17 protein-coding genes are annotated in these 17,398 nt (G+C 67.8%); 6 read left to right on the top strand and 11 right to left on the bottom strand.

The annotated features are described in order from the left end of the window. Window positions 1-493 (top strand): VIT1/CCC1 transporter family protein (locus KHC27_RS12750; protein WP_213339755.1); only part of this gene is annotated, 493 nt, incomplete at its 5' end. 7 nt (window positions 494-500) lie between these two features. Here the strand turns inward: KHC27_RS12750 and KHC27_RS12745 are convergent. After that, window positions 501-710: a DUF1328 domain-containing protein gene (locus tag KHC27_RS12745; protein WP_213339754.1), complete on the bottom strand. Its 210-nt coding sequence runs from the start codon at window positions 708-710 to the stop codon at window positions 501-503. A gap of 68 nt (window positions 711-778) precedes the next feature. Beyond that, window positions 779-2,023, bottom strand: a complete 1,245-nt coding sequence (locus KHC27_RS12740; RefSeq protein ID WP_213339753.1) for an MFS transporter — start codon at window positions 2,021-2,023, stop codon at window positions 779-781. A gap of 113 nt (window positions 2,024-2,136) precedes the next feature. Between KHC27_RS12740 and KHC27_RS12735 the strand changes: the two genes are divergently transcribed. Then, the gene (locus KHC27_RS12735; RefSeq protein WP_213339752.1) at window positions 2,137-3,039 is read left to right on the top strand and encodes an aldose 1-epimerase family protein; all 903 of its coding nucleotides are present in this window, start codon (window positions 2,137-2,139) and stop codon (window positions 3,037-3,039) included. A gap of 130 nt (window positions 3,040-3,169) precedes the next feature. Here the strand turns inward: KHC27_RS12735 and KHC27_RS12730 are convergent, their stop codons facing one another. The 3 genes from KHC27_RS12730 to otsB are packed head-to-tail and all read right to left on the bottom strand — an operon-like array spanning window position 3,170 to window position 7,097. Continuing rightward, window positions 3,170-4,570 carry an alpha,alpha-trehalose-phosphate synthase (UDP-forming) gene (locus KHC27_RS12730; protein WP_213339751.1) on the bottom strand — a complete coding sequence of 467 codons (1,401 nt, stop codon included), beginning with the start codon at window positions 4,568-4,570 and terminating at the stop codon, window positions 3,170-3,172. After that, the gene (locus KHC27_RS12725) at window positions 4,555-6,354 is read right to left on the bottom strand and encodes a glycoside hydrolase family 15 protein (RefSeq protein WP_213339750.1); all 1,800 of its coding nucleotides are present in this window, start codon (window positions 6,352-6,354) and stop codon (window positions 4,555-4,557) included. The genes KHC27_RS12730 and KHC27_RS12725 overlap by 16 nt, the downstream gene beginning before the upstream one ends. Next, window positions 6,351-7,097 (bottom strand): trehalose-phosphatase, encoded by a 747-nt coding sequence (gene otsB / locus KHC27_RS12720; RefSeq protein ID WP_213339749.1) that lies wholly within the window; start codon window positions 7,095-7,097, stop codon window positions 6,351-6,353. The genes KHC27_RS12725 and otsB overlap by 4 nt, the downstream gene beginning before the upstream one ends. A 301-nt stretch (window positions 7,098-7,398) precedes the next feature. Here otsB and ettA point away from each other — a divergent pair, with 301 nt between their 5' ends. Both ettA and KHC27_RS12710 read left to right on the top strand, forming a co-directional pair. After that, window positions 7,399-9,054, top strand: a complete 1,656-nt coding sequence (gene ettA, locus KHC27_RS12715; protein ID WP_213339748.1) for an energy-dependent translational throttle protein EttA — start codon at window positions 7,399-7,401, stop codon at window positions 9,052-9,054. Between the two features lie 91 nt (window positions 9,055-9,145). Continuing rightward, window positions 9,146-10,363, top strand: a complete 1,218-nt coding sequence (locus KHC27_RS12710; protein ID WP_213339747.1) for a lytic murein transglycosylase — start codon at window positions 9,146-9,148, stop codon at window positions 10,361-10,363. A gap of 77 nt (window positions 10,364-10,440) precedes the next feature. Here KHC27_RS12710 and prmB read toward each other — a convergent pair whose 3' ends face one another. Then, window positions 10,441-11,349: a 50S ribosomal protein L3 N(5)-glutamine methyltransferase gene (gene prmB / locus KHC27_RS12705; protein ID WP_213339746.1), complete on the bottom strand. Its 909-nt coding sequence runs from the start codon at window positions 11,347-11,349 to the stop codon at window positions 10,441-10,443. Window positions 11,350-11,519: 170 nt separating this feature from the next. Here prmB and KHC27_RS12700 point away from each other — a divergent pair, with 170 nt between their 5' ends. Further along, window positions 11,520-11,810 (top strand): hypothetical protein, encoded by a 291-nt coding sequence (locus KHC27_RS12700; RefSeq protein ID WP_213339745.1) that lies wholly within the window; start codon window positions 11,520-11,522, stop codon window positions 11,808-11,810. A gap of 70 nt (window positions 11,811-11,880) precedes the next feature. On the opposite strand, the gene KHC27_RS12695 is transcribed toward KHC27_RS12700, so the two are convergent. The 4 genes from KHC27_RS12695 to KHC27_RS12680 all read right to left on the bottom strand — a co-directional run bounded on the left by KHC27_RS12695 (window position 11,881) and on the right by KHC27_RS12680 (window position 15,421). Further along, entirely contained in the window at window positions 11,881-12,762 is an 882-nt protein-coding gene (locus KHC27_RS12695; protein ID WP_246519903.1) for an SGNH/GDSL hydrolase family protein, read from the bottom strand. 2 nt (window positions 12,763-12,764) lie between these two features. Continuing rightward, window positions 12,765-13,541 (bottom strand): SGNH/GDSL hydrolase family protein, encoded by a 777-nt coding sequence (locus KHC27_RS12690; RefSeq protein WP_213339744.1) that lies wholly within the window; start codon window positions 13,539-13,541, stop codon window positions 12,765-12,767. A 15-nt stretch (window positions 13,542-13,556) separates the two neighbouring features. Next, on the bottom strand, window positions 13,557-14,753 hold the full coding sequence (locus KHC27_RS12685; RefSeq protein ID WP_213339743.1) for an OpgC family protein: 1,197 nt from the start codon (window positions 14,751-14,753) through the stop codon (window positions 13,557-13,559). Between the two features lie 89 nt (window positions 14,754-14,842). Further along, window positions 14,843-15,421 carry an HdeD family acid-resistance protein gene (locus KHC27_RS12680; RefSeq protein ID WP_213339742.1) on the bottom strand — a complete coding sequence of 193 codons (579 nt, stop codon included), beginning with the start codon at window positions 15,419-15,421 and terminating at the stop codon, window positions 14,843-14,845. Window positions 15,422-15,584: 163 nt separating this feature from the next. Here KHC27_RS12680 and KHC27_RS12675 point away from each other — a divergent pair, with 163 nt between their 5' ends. Further along, window positions 15,585-16,193, top strand: coding sequence for an MOSC domain-containing protein (locus KHC27_RS12675; RefSeq protein ID WP_213339741.1), 609 nt, complete (start codon window positions 15,585-15,587; stop codon window positions 16,191-16,193). A gap of 32 nt (window positions 16,194-16,225) precedes the next feature. Here the strand turns inward: KHC27_RS12675 and KHC27_RS12670 are convergent, their stop codons facing one another. Further along, window positions 16,226-17,317 carry a L,D-transpeptidase family protein gene (locus tag KHC27_RS12670; protein ID WP_213339740.1) on the bottom strand — a complete coding sequence of 364 codons (1,092 nt, stop codon included), beginning with the start codon at window positions 17,315-17,317 and terminating at the stop codon, window positions 16,226-16,228. Window positions 17,318-17,398 lie beyond the last annotated feature (81 nt).

Genomic DNA, 17,398 nt, shown 5'->3' with positions numbered 1-17,398 from the left:
GGAACGGTGGCCGGATAATGATTGGAATAGGTGGCCGGTTACGTCGGAATCCGCACAGCCCGGCCTCGCCGGGCTCATGGATGGCTCCGTCTCCACCCTTGCGCCCATCTTCGCCACCGCCTTCGCCACGCAGGATTCGCGCACGACACTGACAGTGGGTCTCGCGGCGGCCGTGGGCGCCGGCATCTCGATGGGTTTCACCGAGGCCGCCCATGATGACGGCGTCATCTCAGGGCGCGGTTCGCCGCTGAAGCGCGGGCTTGCCTCCGGCATCATGACGGCCGTCGGCGGGCTTGGCCACGCGCTGCCTTATCTCATCCCCGAGTTCTGGACGGCGACGATCCTCGCCTGCCTTGTCGTCTTCGTCGAACTCTGGGCCATTGCCTGGATCCAGAACCGCTACATGGAGACACCGTTCCTGCGGGCGGTGTTCCAGGTCGTGGTCGGTGGCGCGCTGGTGCTGGCCGCGGGCATCCTGATCGGCGGAAGCTGAGGCGCGGTCACGCCATCAGCGCGACCGCGTGCTCCAGTAAAGAACTCTGCACCGCCCGGTCCACCAGCACCGCCAGCAGGGCCAGCGCCAGGAACACGAGGAAGAATACGCCGAACAGGATCAGCGAAATGCGCCGCGCAACGGCGGAGATCCCGGAAAAGCCGATAGCTCCGGCGATGAGCGAGATGGTGAGAAACAGAAAGGCGTATTTCAGCATGGCGGCTCCGACGTCTGGCGGTGGTGCTCTTCAACCGCCACACGCGCCGGGAGTTCCGCTCCCTTCCTTCAGGCGCTGGTAGAGCCGGTGCGGCGCTCGACGGTTTCGGGCACCCCTACCATTCCCACAGGGGCGATGGCGGCGGCGTCATGCCCCGCCTTCTGTTCCGGCGTGCAGGCTTTCTCCCAGCGCATCCGCCAGACGACGAAGAGCAGAAAGGCGAAATGGCTGGCGGCGGTGAACAGGAACAGCGATCCCGGCCCGGCATGCGACATCGCCACGGAGGCGACGGAAGGGCCGGCGACGGAGCCGATGCCGTAGGCGAGGAGAATCCCCGCGGCGGTTTCCACCGCTTCCTGCGGCGGGGTGCGGTCATAGGCGTGCGCCGCCGCCAGCGAATAGGCCGGCAGCGCGAAAGCGCCGAAGAACATGCCGAGGGCGCACAGCAGCCCGAGCTGCCCCGGGACCAGCCCGAGCGCGAGGCCCGCCACCGTCGCGCCGAACAGGAGGAAGGTCAGCAGGTTGCGTCGGTCCATCCGGTCCGAAAGCCGGCCGATCGGCCATTGGGCCAGCGCGCCGGCGGCGACCACCGCGCTCATGAAGGTTGCGGCGCCGTCGGCGGTCAGCCCCCGCCCGATGCCGAAGATGGGCCCCAGCGACCACAGCGACCCGTTGGTGAGGCCGATGATGAAGCAGCCGACCATCGCCACCGGTGCCGCCTTGAACAGGCGACCGGGCCGGATGCGCGCCGCCTCGATGGGCGAGGGCTGCCCGGCCCGGGTGATGGTCACCGGCAGCATGGCGAGCGCGAACAGGATGGCGGCGAGCGCGAAGGGCTCGAATCCCTTCACCGGATAGACCGTGACCAGCATCTGGCCGACGGTCAGCGCCACATAGTCCACCATCACATAGACCGACATCACCAGCCCGCGGGTCTTGTTGGTGGCGCGATCGTTGAGCCAGCTCTCGATGACGAGATACAGCCCGGCGAAGCAGAAGCCGGTGATGCCGCGCAGCACGAACCAGGCGAGCGGATGCATCAGGATCGCGTGGCCGAGCATGGTGGCGATCGCCCCGGAGGTAAGGGCGGCGAAGGAACGGATGTGCCCGGCCCGGCGCACCAGCTTCGGCACGATGAGGCAGCCGGCGACGAAGCCGAAATAATAACACGACCCGAGAATGCCCAGATTGACCGCGCTGAACCCCTCGAACGCGCCTCGCAGCGGCAGCAGCGTGCCCTGCAGGCCGCTGCCCGAGACGAGGAAGAACACGCCGAGCAGCAGCGAGGCGACGGGGCCGAGGGTCTGGGCCATGACGTGAGAACCGGCGGCGAGAGGAAACGACGAAAAGTCGAACAGCGCCCGGTGCATGGCGCTCCAGGATCGGTTAGACCTGAACCAAGGCAGAGTCGAGATGGCAGGTCAGAATGACGAATATGCCGGTAAAACTCAGGTCGCGCCTGCTTGAGGCCGAGATCGGAACGCTCGGCGCCGAACTCGTGCGCCTTGCCGATGGCGAGGGGCGCGATCTGCTGTGGAACGGGGACGCGGCGTGGTGGGCCGGGCGCGCGCCGCTGCTGTTCCCCATCGTCGGGCGGCTGCCGGAGGACACGCTGGTCCATGATGGGGCTTCCTACCCGATGAAGCAGCACGGTTTCGCGCGCCGCCGAGATTTTGCCCTTCTCAGCGCCACCGAAACCCGTGCCACCTTCCGCCTGACCGAAGACGAGGAGACGCTGAAGCAGTATCCCTTCGCCTTCGGCCTCTACGTCACCTACACGCTGCAGGAGGCAAGCCTCACCATTGAGGCCCGGGTGCACAATCCCGGCACCGTGAACCTGCCCGCGAGCTTCGGCTTCCATCCCGCCTTTCGCTGGCCGCTTCCCTACGGCGGCACGCCGGAACAGCACCAGATCCGATTCGAGATGCCCGAAGTGGCGCCGATTCACCGTCCGGTTGACGGCCTGCTGTCCCGCGCGACCGAGCCGAGCCCGGCGATGGACGGCGCTTTTGCGCTGGACGACGCCACCCGTTTCGAGCGCGACGCGCTGATCTTCACCGAGCTGCGTTCACGGCACGTGCGCTATGGCGCACCCGGCGAGCCCGGGCTGGAAATTGCCTTCGAGGGAATGCCCCAGCTCGGTATCTGGTCCAAGCCCGGCGCCCCCTTCGTTTGTATCGAGCCGTGGTTCGGCTATGCCACGCCCGAAGACGACCGTCGCCCCTTCGTCGAGAAGCCGGGGCTGATCCAGGTTCTGCCGGGCGCCGAGGTGCGCTTTGCCATGACCATCCGCTGGCTTCCCGACGTGGGCCGCAATCTCGTGGCCTGATCGCGGGGCTCCGAAAAACTGAGCCGCCGGCTACCCCCATTTGGACGGGTGCCGTTGCAGGAACGACCGGCCGGCTTGAAGGAAAGCCGGTCAGGCGCCGCCGGACAGAGGCGGCGCGGGCTCCACCGGCTTATGACCCGCTGCTTTCCTCAGCGCGGTCTTCCCGTGCGCCGAGGTCTTCCAGGAAGCGCTCGCACCAGTCGTGGATGGTGTTGGAGACGACATTGTCCATGTTGGCACGCCAGCGCTCGCGCCGCTCCTCGATCGGCATGAGCAGCGCGCGGTTCATCACATCCGCCATGCCTTCGATATCGTACGGGTTCACCGTCACCGCGCCCGGCAGTTCGTCGGCTGCGCCGGCGAAGCGGGAAAGCACCAGCACGCCGGGATCCTCGGGGTCCTGCGCCGCGATGTATTCTTTCGCGACGAGGTTCATGCCGTCCCGCAGCGGTGTCACCAGGCCGAGTTTCGCGGTCCGGTAGATGGCCGCGAGAGTTGCGCGGGGAAAAGGTTTGTTGAGGTAGCGCAGCGGTACCCAGTCGAATTCGGCGTAGCGCCCGTTCACGTGGCCCGCCAGTTCCTCCAGCTCGCGCCGGAGCTGCTGATATTCCGCCACTTCGCCGCGGCTCACCGGGGCGATCTGCATCATCGTCACCCGCGAGCGGTGCTCGGGATAGCGCTCCAGCAGGTTGTCGAAGGCGTTGAACTTGTTCGGCAGGCCCTTGGAATAGTCCAGCCGGTCGACCCCGACGGCGAGCGATCGGCCTGCCAGACTCGCCAGCAGGCGCTTGCGGTCCTTGCTCCGCTCGGCGGCCTTCGCGTCCGTCACGAAGGCCTCGGCGTCGATGCCGATCGGGTAGGCCGCGACGCGGAATCGGCGGTTGTGCAACCCCACCACGCCCCCTGGTCCGATCCACCCACGGGCTTCGGCGGAGATGTAGGTGAGCAGCGCGCGGACATCGTGCTCGGTCTGGAGGCCGACGAGGTCGTACTGCCCGAGATCCTGTACCAGCGCCGCGTGGGAGGGGAGGGAATAGAACACTTCGGGCGTCGGCCACGGTATGTGGTGGAAATAGCCGATGCGGCCTTCGAAACCGAGCGCCCGCAATTCGCTGGCCAGCGGAATGAAGTGGTAGTCATGCACCCACACCACATCGTCCGGCTTCAGCAACGGCATGAGCGAGCGGGCGAAGGTTGCGTTCACCCGCCGATAGCCTTCCCAGTCCGAGCGTCGGAAGGCGAAAAGGCCGAGCCGGTAATGGCACAGCGGCCATAGGGTACCGTTGGCATAGCCGGCGTAATGGGCCCGCTGGTCCTCGGTGTCCAGCGTCTGAAGGGCGTAGCTGATGGGGCCGGACCTCATCATCTTGGGTTTGGCAGGGGCATCGGCCGACGTTTCCCCGCTCCAGCCGAACCACAGCCCGCCCCGCTTGCCGAGGGCTTCGCGCAAGGCGACGGCAAGGCCGCCGGCCTTGGCCGCACGCTCCTTCGGTGAGGCGACGCGGTTCGAGACGATTACGAGCCGCGCCAAAACGCTTCCTCCCAGCTCTTGGAAAGCCGCATGGCGGTGTCGATCAGCCCGACCATGGAATAGGTCTGGGGGATGTTTCCCCACAGTTCGAGCGTGGTGTTGTCGATATCCTCGGAGAGCAGCCCGGCACCGTTTCGTCGGGCCAGCAGGCTCTCGAACATCTCGCGGGCCTCCTCGCGGCGGCCGATCATGTTCAGCGCGCCGGCATACCAGAACGAGCAGATGGTGAAGGAGGTCTCGGGCAGGCCGAAATCGTCCTCATTCGCATAGCGCATGAGATAGCCGTTGCGCTTCAGCTCGCTGCCGATGAGATCAACCGTCGCGACGTAGCGGGGATCGTCCGGCCGCACGAAGCCGAGCTCGGCCAGCAGCAGCAGGCTGGCATCGAGCTGGCCGCCCTCGTCGGCATCGACGAAGCTGCCGAGCTTCTCGTTCCAGGCGAAGGCAAGAATGCGGGTCCGGATGGTGTTCGCCTGTTCGCCCCAGTAGACCGCCCGATCAGGCATGGCGAGCACGCGGGCGATGCGCGCCAGCCGGTCGCAGGCGGCCCACGACATTACCGCCGAGAAAGTGTGGACCCGGCGCTTGCCGCGCAGCTCCCACAGGCCGGCATCGGGTTCGAAGGCATAATCGACCGCCCGCGCCCCTACCGCCTCCAGCAGGTGGAACAGGGCACGGTCGCCGCGCTGGGGAAGCCGGTGGTCGAAGAACATCTGCGCCGCGGCGAGGATGACGTGGCCATAGCCGTCATTCTGCACCTGCAGTGCCGCCTGATTGCCGACCCGCACCGGCCCCATGCCGCGATAGCCGGCGAGGCTTTCGGCGAAGTGCTCGTCGAGCGGCGTGCCGGGCACGATGGAATAGACCGGGGCCAGCCGCCCGCTCGGCTCGGATGCGATGATGGTGGTGAGGTAGCGGATGAAATCTTCCATGGTCCGTGTCGCGCCGAGCTGGTTCAGCGCGCGGACGGTGAAATAGGAATCCCGCAGCCAGCAGTGGCGGTAGTCCCAGTTGCGGATGGAATGGGGCGCCTCGGGAATCGAGGTCGTCAGCGCGGCGACGATGCCGCCGGTTTCCTCGTAGGCGCAGAGCTTCAGCGATATGGCGGCACGGATCACCGCTTCCTGCCATTCGAACGGAATGGAGAGGTACCGCACCCATTCGTACCAGTAGTCCCGTGTCTTCTCCTCGAAGCTGCGGGTGGTGGCGACGAGGTCGGAAGCGAAGGGCTCGTCCGGCCCGATTACCACCACGGCGGAGCGTCCGAGCACGAAGGGGCGTTCCTCGGCGACGTAGACGATCGGCAGATCGGTGGTCGCCCGCATGGTCAGGTCGTCGCTGGCGAAGCGCATATGGTTGCTGCCGCGCACCGGGCGCACGGCCTGCGCGCCCCACTGAAAGTGCGGCCGCAGCCGCACGGTGATCCGGCAGGTGCCGCTCAGCGGCTCGATCCGCCGGACCAGCATGGCGGGACGGTAGATGCGGTCGTAGAGCTTGAAGCGGGGGGCGTAGTCGACGATCCGAAGCCGGGCGCCCTCGTCGTTCTCCAGAATGGTCTCGATGATCGCCGTGTTATCGATATAGCGGCGGGTCGACCGGACGCCCTCGCCCTCGAGAACGACGTCAAAGAAGCCGCTCTGCGGCTCCTCGCCGCCGAGCAGGCTGGAGAAGACGGGATCGCCATCGATCCGCGGCCAGCAGCACCATGCGATGCGGCCGGCGCGATCGATCAGCGCGGCGATGGTTCCGTTGCCGATGGCGGCGAGATCGAGATCGGCCCTCACGATGCCGTTTGCTCCAGAAGTTGCGGGACGCGGGAAAGGAAGGCGCGCACTTCGACGGGCCCACTGAGGCGGTAGTCGGCCTGCTGGGTCGGCCGGGGGCCGACCGCCACGGCGAGGCCGCCCAGCCGGCGCGCCTCGCGGAAGCCGTCCTCATCGGTGGTGTCGTCGCCGAAGAAGACAGGAACACGGTTGGCGAAGATCGCGGTCTTCATCAGCGCCGCCACGGCGGTGCCCTTATGGACCCCGCCCTGCCGCACCTCGATCACGAAGCGCCCGCGCAGGAATTCCACGGCCGGGTCGAGTTCCTCGCCCAGCCGGGTTACGCGCTCCATGATCGCGTCGCCGAATTCGGGCACGGCGCGGAAATGCACCGCCAGCGAGAGCGGCTTGTGTTCCACGAACACCGCCGGCCAGGAGGCAAGCTCGCGCTTCAGGCGCTCTTCCAGCGGCGCGCGCCATTTCGGCATCGGGATCGGCACCACGGGGGCGTCCGGGGCGAGGCGCGTCTCGGCGCCGTGCTGCCCCGAGGCCGGCAGCACGACCGGCGCGAACTTGCTGTCCATCCACGCGATGGTGCGGCCCGACACCAGCCCGACCGCGCCGTCCAGGGCCCGTTGCGCGGCCTGAAGCCGTGCCGGCAGGTCGGCGGGGATGCTTACCGCCTCCGGGTGGTCGGCATGCTCAATGAGGGTGCCGTCAATATCAAGGAACAGGGCCCAATCGGGTTGGGGGGGAGGTAGCATGCGAAATCCTGTCGTCCCAGGCTGATCGAAGACTCAACAGCGCCCGCCGGGCGCCCGCCGGCACTGTTCCGGTCCGCCTTGGGTATTGCAATGCAGCACCTTCCAACGCACGGCGGGGCCTGCCGGTTCCCACCCCGCCACCGCAAAAACCTGTCGACGTCCGATGTGCCCGGGGGCAGGAGCGCGCCGCCGCGCGCGAGGCGGCGCTTGCCCGGAGGGGACCGCGCGTTTACATAGCGCTCAACCCGGCCACACCCTATTTTCTACCGAGACGCGCCACCGCGCCAAAGGCTCCGCACCCATGGCTTCCTATCAGTACGTCTATCACATGCACGGCATGTCCAAGGCCTACCCGGGCGGGAAGAAGGTTCTGGACAACGTCCATCTCTCTTTCTACCCCGACGCCAAGATCGGCATCCTCGGCCCGAACGGGTCGGGAAAGTCCACGCTGCTCAAGATCATGGCGGGCCTCGACAAGGATTTCACCGGCGAAGCCTGGGTGGCGGAAGGCGCGCGCGTCGGCTACCTCCCGCAGGAGCCGCAGCTCGACCCCAAGCTGTCGGTCCGCGAGAATGTGATGCTCGGCGTCGCCAAGCAGAAGGCGATCCTCGACCGCTACAACGAACTGGCCATGAACTACTCGGAGGAGACCGCGGACGAAATGACCGCGCTCCAGGACGAGATCGAGGGTCAGGGGCTGTGGGATCTCGACAGCAAGATCGACCAGGCCATGGACGCGCTCGGCTGCCCGGAAGAGGGGTCTGACGTCAGTCGGCTCTCGGGCGGCGAGCGCCGCCGCGTGGCGCTGTGCCAGCTCCTGCTGTCCCAGCCCGAGCTGCTGCTGCTCGACGAGCCGACCAACCATCTCGACGCCGAGACGACCAACTGGCTCGAAGGACATCTGCGGAGCTATCCCGGTGCGATCCTGATCGTCACCCATGACCGCTACTTCCTCGACAATGTGACGGGCTGGATTCTCGAACTCGACCGCGGCCGCGGCATCCCCTATGAGGGCAACTACTCCTCCTGGCTCGCCCAGAAGACGAAGCGCATGGCGCAGGAGAACCGCGAGGACGAGGCCCGCCAGCGCGCATTGGCCGCCGAGCAGGAATGGATGGCGGCCTCGCCCCGTGCCCGTCAGGCCAAGAACAAGGCCCGTATCCAGCGCTATGACGAGCTGGTGCGGAAGGCCTCCGAGAAGGCGCCGACCACGGCACAGATCGTCATTCCGGTTGCCGAGCGCCTCGGCCAGAATGTCATCGCCTTCGAAGGCCTGTCGAAGTCCTTCGGCGACCGGCTGCTGATCGACAACCTGTCCTTCAAGCTGCCGCCCGGCGGCATCGTCGGCGTCATCGGTCCCAACGGCGCGGGCAAGACCACGCTGTTCCGCATGATCGCCGGGCTGGAGAAGCCCGACGCCGGCACCATCACCATCGGCGACAGCGTCAAACTCGGCTATGTCGACCAGAACCGCGACGCGCTGGACGACAAGAAGACCGTGTGGGAGGAAATCTCAGGCGGCCATGAGGTGCTCTATCTCGGCAAGCGCGAGATCAACTCGCGGGCCTATTGCGGCGCCTTCAACTTCAAGGGGCCGGACCAGCAGAAGAAGGTCGGCATGCTCTCGGGCGGCGAGCGCAACCGCGTTCACCTCGCCCGCATCCTGCAGCAGGGAGCCAATGTCCTGCTGCTCGACGAGCCGACCAACGACCTCGACGTCGAGACGCTGCGCGCGCTGGAGGAGGCGCTGGAAGACTATGCCGGCTGCGCGGTCATCATCTCGCATGACCGCTTCTTCCTCGACCGTATCGCGACCCACATCCTCGCTTACGAGGACGACAGCCATGTCGAGTGGTTCGAGGGTAACTTCCACGACTACGAGGAAGACAAGAAGCGCCGGCTGGGCGTCGATGCCATCATCCCGCACCGGATGAAGCACAAGAAGCTGACGCGCTGACGCGCGGGGGGGGACGGGCCTGGCCCGCCCCCCGGGCACGCCCACGCGCCTGCGCTTTCAACTCTGCGCATTCCCGGTCTATTGATGAGGAATGCGTAAGCTCATTCTCAGTGCCTTTCTCACGCTCGCGCTCTGGCCTGCAGGGGTCGCGCAGGCCGATCCCGCCTTTGATCGCTGGCTGGCGGCACAGTGGCCGGCGGCGCAGGCGACAGGTGTTTCCCGCGCCACCTTCCAGCGCGAGACGGCGGGGCTGGAGCCGGACCTCTCGCTTCCCGATCTTGCCATTCCCGGCAAGCCCAAGAAGCCGGACGCCCAGGCGGAATTCGTCCAGACGCCCGCCGCCTATCTCTCTGACGTCACCATCGGCCGGCTTGCCGGCCGCGGCCGGGAGCTGGCGCGGCGCTATGCGGGCGATCTCGCCGCCATCGAGAAGCGATTCGGCGTTCCCGGGAGCATCCTGCTGGCGATCTGGGCACGCGAAACCGATTATGGCGCCGCCAAGCTGAACCGCGACGCCCTTCAGGTCCTGGCGACGCAGGCTTATGTCGGCCGCCGCAGGGAGAAGTTCCAGGAGGAGTTTCTCGCCGCCCTCAAGATCCTTGACGAGGGCCACGTCACGCGGGCGCAGATGAAGAGTTCCTGGGCTGGTGCGCTTGGGCTCACCCAGTTCATGCCCTCCGACTATCTCCGCTACGGCGTCGACCTCGATGGCGACGGCACCGCCAATATCTGGACCTCCGTGCCGGAGGCGCTGGCGGCCACCGCCAGCCTGCTCGCGACAAAGGAGTGGCAGCGCGGAAAACGCTGGGCCTATGAGGTGCGCCTGCCGCGCGGCTTCGACTGCACAGAGGCCGAGCCCGACGTGACGGCGCCGATCGGCGACTGGCTGAAGCGCGGCGTCGTGGTGGCGGACGGGCGTCGCGTGCCGCCCTCCGCCCTGCGCGACGAAGCCTCCATCATCATGCCCGCTGGTCCGTTCGGCCCCGCCTTCCTCACACCGAAGAACTACTTCGTGTTGAAGAGCTACAATTTCGCTGACCTTTACGTGCTGTTCGTCGGCCATCTCGCCGACCGCATCGAGGACGACCGGCCCTTTGCGCAGCCCTGGCAGGATATCCGGCTGGTGAAGACCAGCGACCTCGCCTTCATGCAGACGGTGCTGACGCAGCAGGGCTTCTATGACGAGAAGATCGACGGCAAGGCCGGCATGAAGACCCGGGCGGCCCTCGGAGCCTACCAGAAGGCGAAGGGGCTGGAGGTCGACTGCTGGCCGACGCAGGCGCTGCTGGAGCATATGCGGCGGGGCTAGCCGTCTTCAGGTCGAGGCGCAGTCAGAGATGCGCCGGCCGGCGCGCGCCGGCCCGCTCCGTGCCTCGTGCTCCCCTTTCACCTGACCCGAAGGTCCTTCGCCGACAGCCAGAACACCTCGCCTTCGCTGTCCTCGGTGTCGAGCCAGAGGAAGGGGAGATGGGGGTATTCTTCCTCGAGAATCTCCCGGCCGGTGCCGATCTCGCACACAAGGCCGCCCGTGGGAGCAAGGCGGGCAGGGGCCTCGGCGAGGATGCGACGGACGATATCCAGACCATCCGGCCCGCCGGCGAAGGCGAGCATCGGCTCGTGACGGTATTCCGCCGGCAGGGTCGCTACAGCCTCGGCGTCGACATATGGTGGGTTGGTGATGATGAGGTCGTAGCGGCGGGCCGGCAGCGGCGCGAACAGATCGCCCTGATAGAGGCTCACCCGCTCCTCCATGCCGTGTTCCGCGACATTCTCCTGCGCCAGCGAGAGCGCTTCCGTGGAGAGGTCGACCGCGTCCACGGCGGCCTCTGGATAGACCAGTGCGGCGAGGATGGCGAGGCAGCCGGAGCCGGTGCAGAGGTCGAGCACGTGGCGCACGCCGGCGGCATCGGGAAGAAGGCCCACGCCGTCCGCACCGAAGAGATCGCCGGCGAGCAGCTCCCCGATGAACGAGCGCGGCACGATGGCCCGCGCATCGGAGCGGAAGGGAATGCCGCGTATGTAGCTGCGGCCGAGCAGATAGGCCGCGGGCTCCCGCCCGGTGCAGCGCCGCTCGAACAGGTCGACCAGCCGCTCGCGCTCGGCCCGCGTCAGCCGCGCATCGAGCCAGGGCTCCAGCTCGTCCACCGGCAAGTGCAGCGATTCCAGCACCATGAACACCGCCTCGTCGAGCGCGGTCGTGGTGCCATGACCGAACACCACCTTCGCCGCTGTCAGCCGGCTGAGGCCGTAGCGCACGAAGTCCCGCACCGTCTGAAGATCGTCTGCCACCGTCACCCGCCCGCCTCCGGCTTCGCCGCTTCGCGCGCGGCCGCGAAGTGGCAGCACGCCCGCGGCGCGAAAGCAAGATGCCGGGGCAGGCCTGAAGGTGCGATGTCGCGCGGAAAAGGCGGGCGCGCGTTCACTGGCGTGCTAAGTCTTGCGCGGATCGCCGCTGGAGCCCCGCCATGGCCGAAAAGCCCGCCGAAGAGATCACCCTTACCCTCGACCGTTCGGTCGCGCTGGTACTGTTCGAGTTCCTGTCCCGCACGGTAGACGACGAGGATGGCGACGCCCTGCTCGACTTCATCGAGGACGAGGCTGAAATCCCCGCGCTGTGGGTCATGATGGCCGCGCTGGAGAGCGTGCTCACCGAGCCATTGGCGCCGGATTACGAGCGCAAGGTGCTGGCGGCGCGGCAGGCGGTGACGCAGCGCTTCGGCAGCGCCTTTTCCGAGGGCGAGGACGACGAGGGCTGACGCCCGGCGGTCGGAGGCCTCACCCCCACGGGGCCGGCCGCCGCCGAGCGAGGATTGTGGTGCACCGCCCTCAATTGGCGAGGGTGCCCGTGCCCGCTGCCGGCAGCGCGGGGGCGGGCGTCCCGGGGGGCTTGGCCGATGTGCCGGCCTTGGCGGCAGTGGTGGCGCCGAACGCATCGGCGGAGCGCTGCTGCGCTTCGACATTTGCCGTCAGCGCACGGGCAAGATCGCGGCTGAGGCAGTCATAGCTCCAGTCGTTCATGTGGAACTTGTCCTTCCACAGGAACGAATCGAACGGCACGCCGCCGCGCTCGTGCCAGTCGCGCATCAGCGCGAAGCGATGGAACACCGGCACGCCTTCGCCTTCGCCAACCGCGTTGATCAGCGAGACCATCGGGCCGGCATCCGCATCTGCCACGACGCGCGGGGCATATTGCGGGTCGATGATGACCATGTCGGCGCCCAGCGCCCGGGTGCGCTGGATCGCATCGTGAAGAATCGCTCCAGCCGTGGCGAGGCCATCGTCACGGAACAGCGCGTTCACGCCGCCCTGCCAGAGGACCAGGGTGGGCTTCGACGCCTCGACATCGGTGGTGAAGCGCGCCAGCATCTCCGGCCCGTCCTGACCGTTGACGCCGCGATTGATGACCGTGATGTCCCGGCCGGGATAGCGTTCGCGCAGCGCGGCCTCGAGCCGCGCGGGATAGGCCGCGGCGGGACTGCTGGCGCCCGCGCCGGCGGTGGAGGAGGAGCCGATCGCCACGATCGTGACCGGCCCGTCCCCCGCAAGAGCCGCGGCCAGCTTCGGCAGCGGCTTGTCCAGCTTGCCGATGGCCGCGGCGCTCGCCGGGCAGGCGGCCGGCAGCAGAGTCGTCGCATGCGCTGCCGGCGCCGAGACGGCGAGCGCCAGCAGGGCCATTGCGGTCAGGCGAAGGGAGGGCTTCCTGGTCATGTTCAGTGTGATCCGACGGTCTTGAGATCCACGCCCTCGCTGATCATGCGGATTAGAAGGCGCCCGATGCAGCGGTGGACGTTGTTGAACAGCGCGGCGTTGCTGCGGCCGCCGCTGAAATCGAACACGGCTTCGTCGCTCCAGTAGCGCATCAGCGCCATGCGATCGAAGAAGCCGACATCACGGCTGCGCGTCACCCAGCGGAGCGTGGCCACATAGGGTGTGACGTCGAAGGCGAAATCGGTCCGGGGGCTGTACTGCGGCGACACGATGATGACATCGGCACCCGCCCCGTGAGCGAGGTCGATGCCGGCGGCCACGGCGTCGGCGAAACCGTCCACGCTGACGCCCCGGATGGCGTCATGGGTTCCGGTCTGCCAGATCATCAACGTAGGCTTGTCCTGGGCCAGAAGCTGGGGCAGGGCGACGATGACTTCGGCCGCGGTGCGGCGAGGCTCGTTGCGGGTCACGACCACGACGCGCCCGTCGGGATAGCGGTTGCGCAGCGCCTCCTGCACGTAGCTTGGGAAGCTGCGCGGCACGGCGTCGCCCGACACCTCGCCCGTCAGGTTGCTCTTGGCGCTGCCGGCCGAGGAGTTCAGCACCATGACGGTGGTCGGCGCCGTTTCCTTCAGCGAGGCTGCGAGGCGGGGCAGGCGGGTGGCCGCGGCCAGCGTCGAGGGCGCAACGCAGGCCGGCTCCTCGTCGGCCTCGGCCGGAAGAGCCACGGCCAGCAGCATCGCCAGCGTGAGAAGAAAGCCGAGTCCCGTCCGTGCCACGAATGACCGCGCCGATTACTTGCCCTTCCGCGCGGCCAGCCCGCGTTCGACGCCAGCATACCACGAGAGCAAAGCCGAAAGAGCTACCATAAGTGCTATGCCGGTTCCGCTGAGCACCAACTGCATCCAAAGCGAACCAACCATCTCGTTCAGCACGAAATGTGCGGCGAAAGAAAGGAAGACGCCGAAACAAAACACTTCCAGCGAGTGCTGGCCGCACATGATCATGGGGCGCAGCACCGGGCGCTCAAGGAAGCGGGCGTTCACCGGCACCAGCTTGACCACCACGATGGCGAGCGCGAGGAAGTGGACCAGACGCAGCGGAGCGAGGTCGGTCTTGCTGATGGGGTAGATGAAGCGGCCGAGCGACTCGGGGACGACGCCCTCCAGAGGCGGCCACCACCAGCTCACGACGACGACCAGCGACGCCACGAGGTAAATCGCCGCCAGCGTCACCACCAGCCGCGACTGGATCAGCCGGCCGAGCCTGTCGCTGCCGCCAAGGCCGCACCAGCCGCCGAACACGAACAGGAACTGCCACGCGATCGGGTTGAAGAACCAGACGCGGTCGTCGGGATAGCCCGGCAGGTTCCAGCCGAGACGGCCCGCGCAGACATAGATGAGGAACGACAGGGCGAGGGTGGCGTCCGGCCGGCGCTTCAGCAGCCACAGCACCGGCGGAAAGCCGGCCAGCAGCACGATGTAGAGCGGCAGCACGTCCATGTTGGCCGGCCGGAATTTCAGCAGCAGCGCCTGCACCAGCGCCACGTCCGGCTCGCTCAGAAACTGCAGCGCGCCCATTTCCTCGGCATAGAGCGGATTGGAAAAGCGGCCGATGACGTAGGAGATTTCGGCGAGATAAACGACGAAGAGGAAGATGAAGGCGACATAGAGCTGCCAGGCGCGCCGCAGGATGCGCGCCGACGTCACAATGACGCCGGCCTTGTCCATCTGCCGGCCATACACCAGTGCGGCGGTGTAGCCGGAGATGAACACGAAGATCTCGGTGGCGTCGGAGAAGCCGAAATTGCGGGTCGTGAACCAGTTCAGGACGTTGTTCGGCACGTGGTTGAGGAAGATGAACCACAGCGCCAGCCCGCGGAACAGGTCGAGGCGCAGGTCCCGCCCGGTGGAGCGCTCCGGCTGGCCGCCGGTCTCCTCGCTCCCCCGCGAGGGCGAGGCACCGAGGCTGGCATCCCCGGGCGGGAGCACCGATGTGCCCCCGGACCGAAAGGGGCCGACATCGGCGGGGGCACGCCCCCGCTTCGCCTGTCCCTCGCGCAGTGCCGCGGGCAACCGACTCACCTCTTCAGCCGGAGGCCGAGCATCAGCACGGCAACGCCGTTGAAGACGAGGTCGATGCCGAGCAGGAGGCCGAGTACCCAGAGCGAATTCACCGGCCAGCCCAGCACGATCAGCGCACCCAGCAGCAGCGTCGCGAGGGAGGAGGCGATGATCCAGCCCCAGCCGGCGGTGTGGCGCGCGGAAAAGCCCGCGGCGAGCCGGAAGCCGCCGGCGACCAGCAGCGAGACGCCGAGGATGAGGGTCAGCACGCCCGCGGCGAGCACGGGATTGTAGATCGCGATGGCGCCCGCCGCGACATAGAGCAGGCCGTCCAGCAGCCAGAACGAGAAGGCGCCCCAGGCCTTGACCTGGAAGGAGTGGATGATCTGGGCAATGCCGCTGGCGAGCAGGAAGACGCCAAGCGTGACCACCGAAAGCACGGTGCCGAGCACCTCATTGCCCAGCACGATCATGCCGGCGACGATCATCACGATGCCCAGGGCGACGAACCACCCCCATTTGGCATGCAGCGCCGCCAGCGAGCCGGCAAGGCCGCTGGCCGGAGAGCGCGGGAGCGAGTCGGACGGAAGTGACATGACGATTCCCCAATATCCCCGACGCGAGAACGCTCCCGCGTCTTCCTCGTTCCGGGCGGAGTCGCCGGGAACGCACTCTTCTATGTTACGCCTGTGCGGTATGCACGACAGGGGGCGGCTCATGTCGATATCCGCCCGGGCACGTGCCTCGGGGAGACGCGCGATGGGACAGCAGGCTGAGCTTTTCGGCGTAGCGGACGAGATGCCGGCGCAACGCTTCAGGGCAAGGCTTGCGCAGCTTCTGGTCGCCGATGGCGTCGGATTCGGCACCCGGCCGGTGGACCGCCTCGACGTCGACCTGGAGGGGATTGCCGGTGATCGCCATCGCGGCTTCGCGCGGCCGGCCTGCAGCCGGGTGCCGTGGTTTCCCCGTCGCACGCCGATCCGCAACAGCCGGCAGATCTCCATCGTCGCGCCGGACGAACTGGTCGCGATCGCCGCCCGGCTGGGCGTGGCGGAGGTGCGCGCCGAATGGCTCGGAGCCAATATGGTGCTGGAAGGGGTGGGAGAACTGACGCGCCTGCCGCCGGGAACACGGCTGCACGCAGGTGGCGTCACGCTGGTGGTGGAAGGGGAGAATGCGCCGTGCCGCCACGCCGGGCAGGCTGTGGCTGCGGCCGTTCCGGACGCGCCGGCGGGACTGGACCTCGCCTTTGTCACGGCCGCGCGCGGTCTGCGCGGTTTGGTCGGCTGGGTCGAGCGTGCCGGGGAACTCGTCTCCGGTACGCAGGTCGATGTCTGGGTTCCCGCCCAGCGCCTGTGGCGGCGCTAGGCGCAGGGGCGACCAGCCTCAGCCGCGAGGCTTCACCGGACGGCCGAACTGGCCGGGGCGCTCACCGGGATAGGCTGCGGCGTTGCCGCGGCATCGGCGGCCGACGCGGTCTTCGGAGCATTGCCCGGCAGCACCACGACCTTCGTGCCGACCTTCACCTTGTCGTAGAGGTCCTCGACATCCTCATTGAGCATGCGGATGCAGCCCGAGGACATGAACTGGCCGATGGTCGAGGGCTGGTTGGTGCCGTGAATACGATACACCGTGCCGCCGAGATACATGGTGCGCGCGCCGAGCGGGTTGCCGGGGCCGCCCGCCATGAAGCGCGGCAGATAGGGCTGGCGCTCGATCATCTCCGCCGGCGGGCGCCAGTCGGCCCATTCCGCCTTGCGGGTGATCTTTTCGGTGCCCGACCAGGTGAAGCCCTCGCGGCCGACGCCGATGCCGTAGCGCACGGCCTTGCCGCCGGGCAGCACGTAATAGAGGTAGGTATTGGGGGTATCGATGACGATGGTACCCGGCGCGTCCTTCCCGGTGTAGTCCACCACCTGGCGCTTGAGGTTGGCCGGCAGCGGCCGCGGCGCACCCTCTTCCGGCTGGTCTTCCGGCGGCAGCATGGCGACGCTGGAGCCATTGGCGCCTTCAGCGGCATTGTTCATGCCGACGCCGCCGGGCGGCACCGCCGCGGCCGGCGCGGGATAGGCAGCCTGCTGCTGGGCGGGATAGGCCGAACCCGTGGCGGCCGGCTGGGCCGGCGCGGCATAGGTCGTCGTCGCGCCATAGGGCGAGTTCATGCCCGCCGGCGGCTGGCCGGAATAGGCCCCCGGGGGATAGCCGGCCGGCGTGTAGGGCTGCGAGGGCGCGTTAGCCGTCTGGGCGGGATAGCCCTGCTGCGCGGCCGTGGCCGGCTGGGTGGTACCCGGTGCAGCCGTCGAGGTGGCGGAGCCATACGGGTCGTACGCGGCGGGCACCTGCGGAGCCGGCGGCTCGGACGCGCCGGCGTCCGGCTCCTGATAGATCGGTGCGGTTCCGGTCTGCGCCGGATAGGTCTGTGCGAAGGCGGTGCCGATGGTCAGCACGGAAATCGCGACAGCGGGGGCGAGGGCGAGACGAACGGCCATCATTGATCCTGCAAGGCAAGGTCTGCGGGAATGTTTGACAAAGCTGATGACCTAGGAAGAAGGCAGGTTCAAGACCAACTTGGT

This window comes from Ancylobacter lacus (genome assembly GCF_018390635.1).
GTDB lineage: Bacteria > Pseudomonadota > Alphaproteobacteria > Rhizobiales > Xanthobacteraceae > Ancylobacter > Ancylobacter lacus.
This window is presented reverse-complemented; position numbering and strand designations above follow the sequence as displayed.

Excerpts from the sequence above, each read along its gene's own strand:
- KHC27_RS12735 (WP_213339752.1), top strand. The coding sequence starts at position 2,137 with ATGACGAATATGCCGGTAAAACTCAGGTCGCGCCTGCTTGAGGCCGAG.
- KHC27_RS12670 (WP_213339740.1), bottom strand. The coding sequence starts at position 17,317 with ATGATGGCCGTTCGTCTCGCCCTCGCCCCCGCTGTCGCGATTTCCGTG.
- KHC27_RS12680 (WP_213339742.1), bottom strand. The coding sequence starts at position 15,421 with ATGTCACTTCCGTCCGACTCGCTCCCGCGCTCTCCGGCCAGCGGCCTT.
- otsB (WP_213339749.1), bottom strand. The coding sequence starts at position 7,097 with ATGCTACCTCCCCCCCAACCCGATTGGGCCCTGTTCCTTGATATTGAC.
- KHC27_RS12740 (WP_213339753.1), bottom strand. The coding sequence starts at position 2,023 with ATGGCCCAGACCCTCGGCCCCGTCGCCTCGCTGCTGCTCGGCGTGTTC.
- ettA (WP_213339748.1), top strand. The coding sequence starts at position 7,399 with ATGGCTTCCTATCAGTACGTCTATCACATGCACGGCATGTCCAAGGCC.
- KHC27_RS12700 (WP_213339745.1), top strand. The coding sequence starts at position 11,520 with ATGGCCGAAAAGCCCGCCGAAGAGATCACCCTTACCCTCGACCGTTCG.
- KHC27_RS12745 (WP_213339754.1), bottom strand. The coding sequence starts at position 710 with ATGCTGAAATACGCCTTTCTGTTTCTCACCATCTCGCTCATCGCCGGA.
- KHC27_RS12675 (WP_213339741.1), top strand. The coding sequence starts at position 15,585 with ATGGGACAGCAGGCTGAGCTTTTCGGCGTAGCGGACGAGATGCCGGCG.
- KHC27_RS12710 (WP_213339747.1), top strand. The coding sequence starts at position 9,146 with ATGCGTAAGCTCATTCTCAGTGCCTTTCTCACGCTCGCGCTCTGGCCT.
- KHC27_RS12695 (WP_246519903.1), bottom strand. The coding sequence starts at position 12,762 with ATGACCAGGAAGCCCTCCCTTCGCCTGACCGCAATGGCCCTGCTGGCG.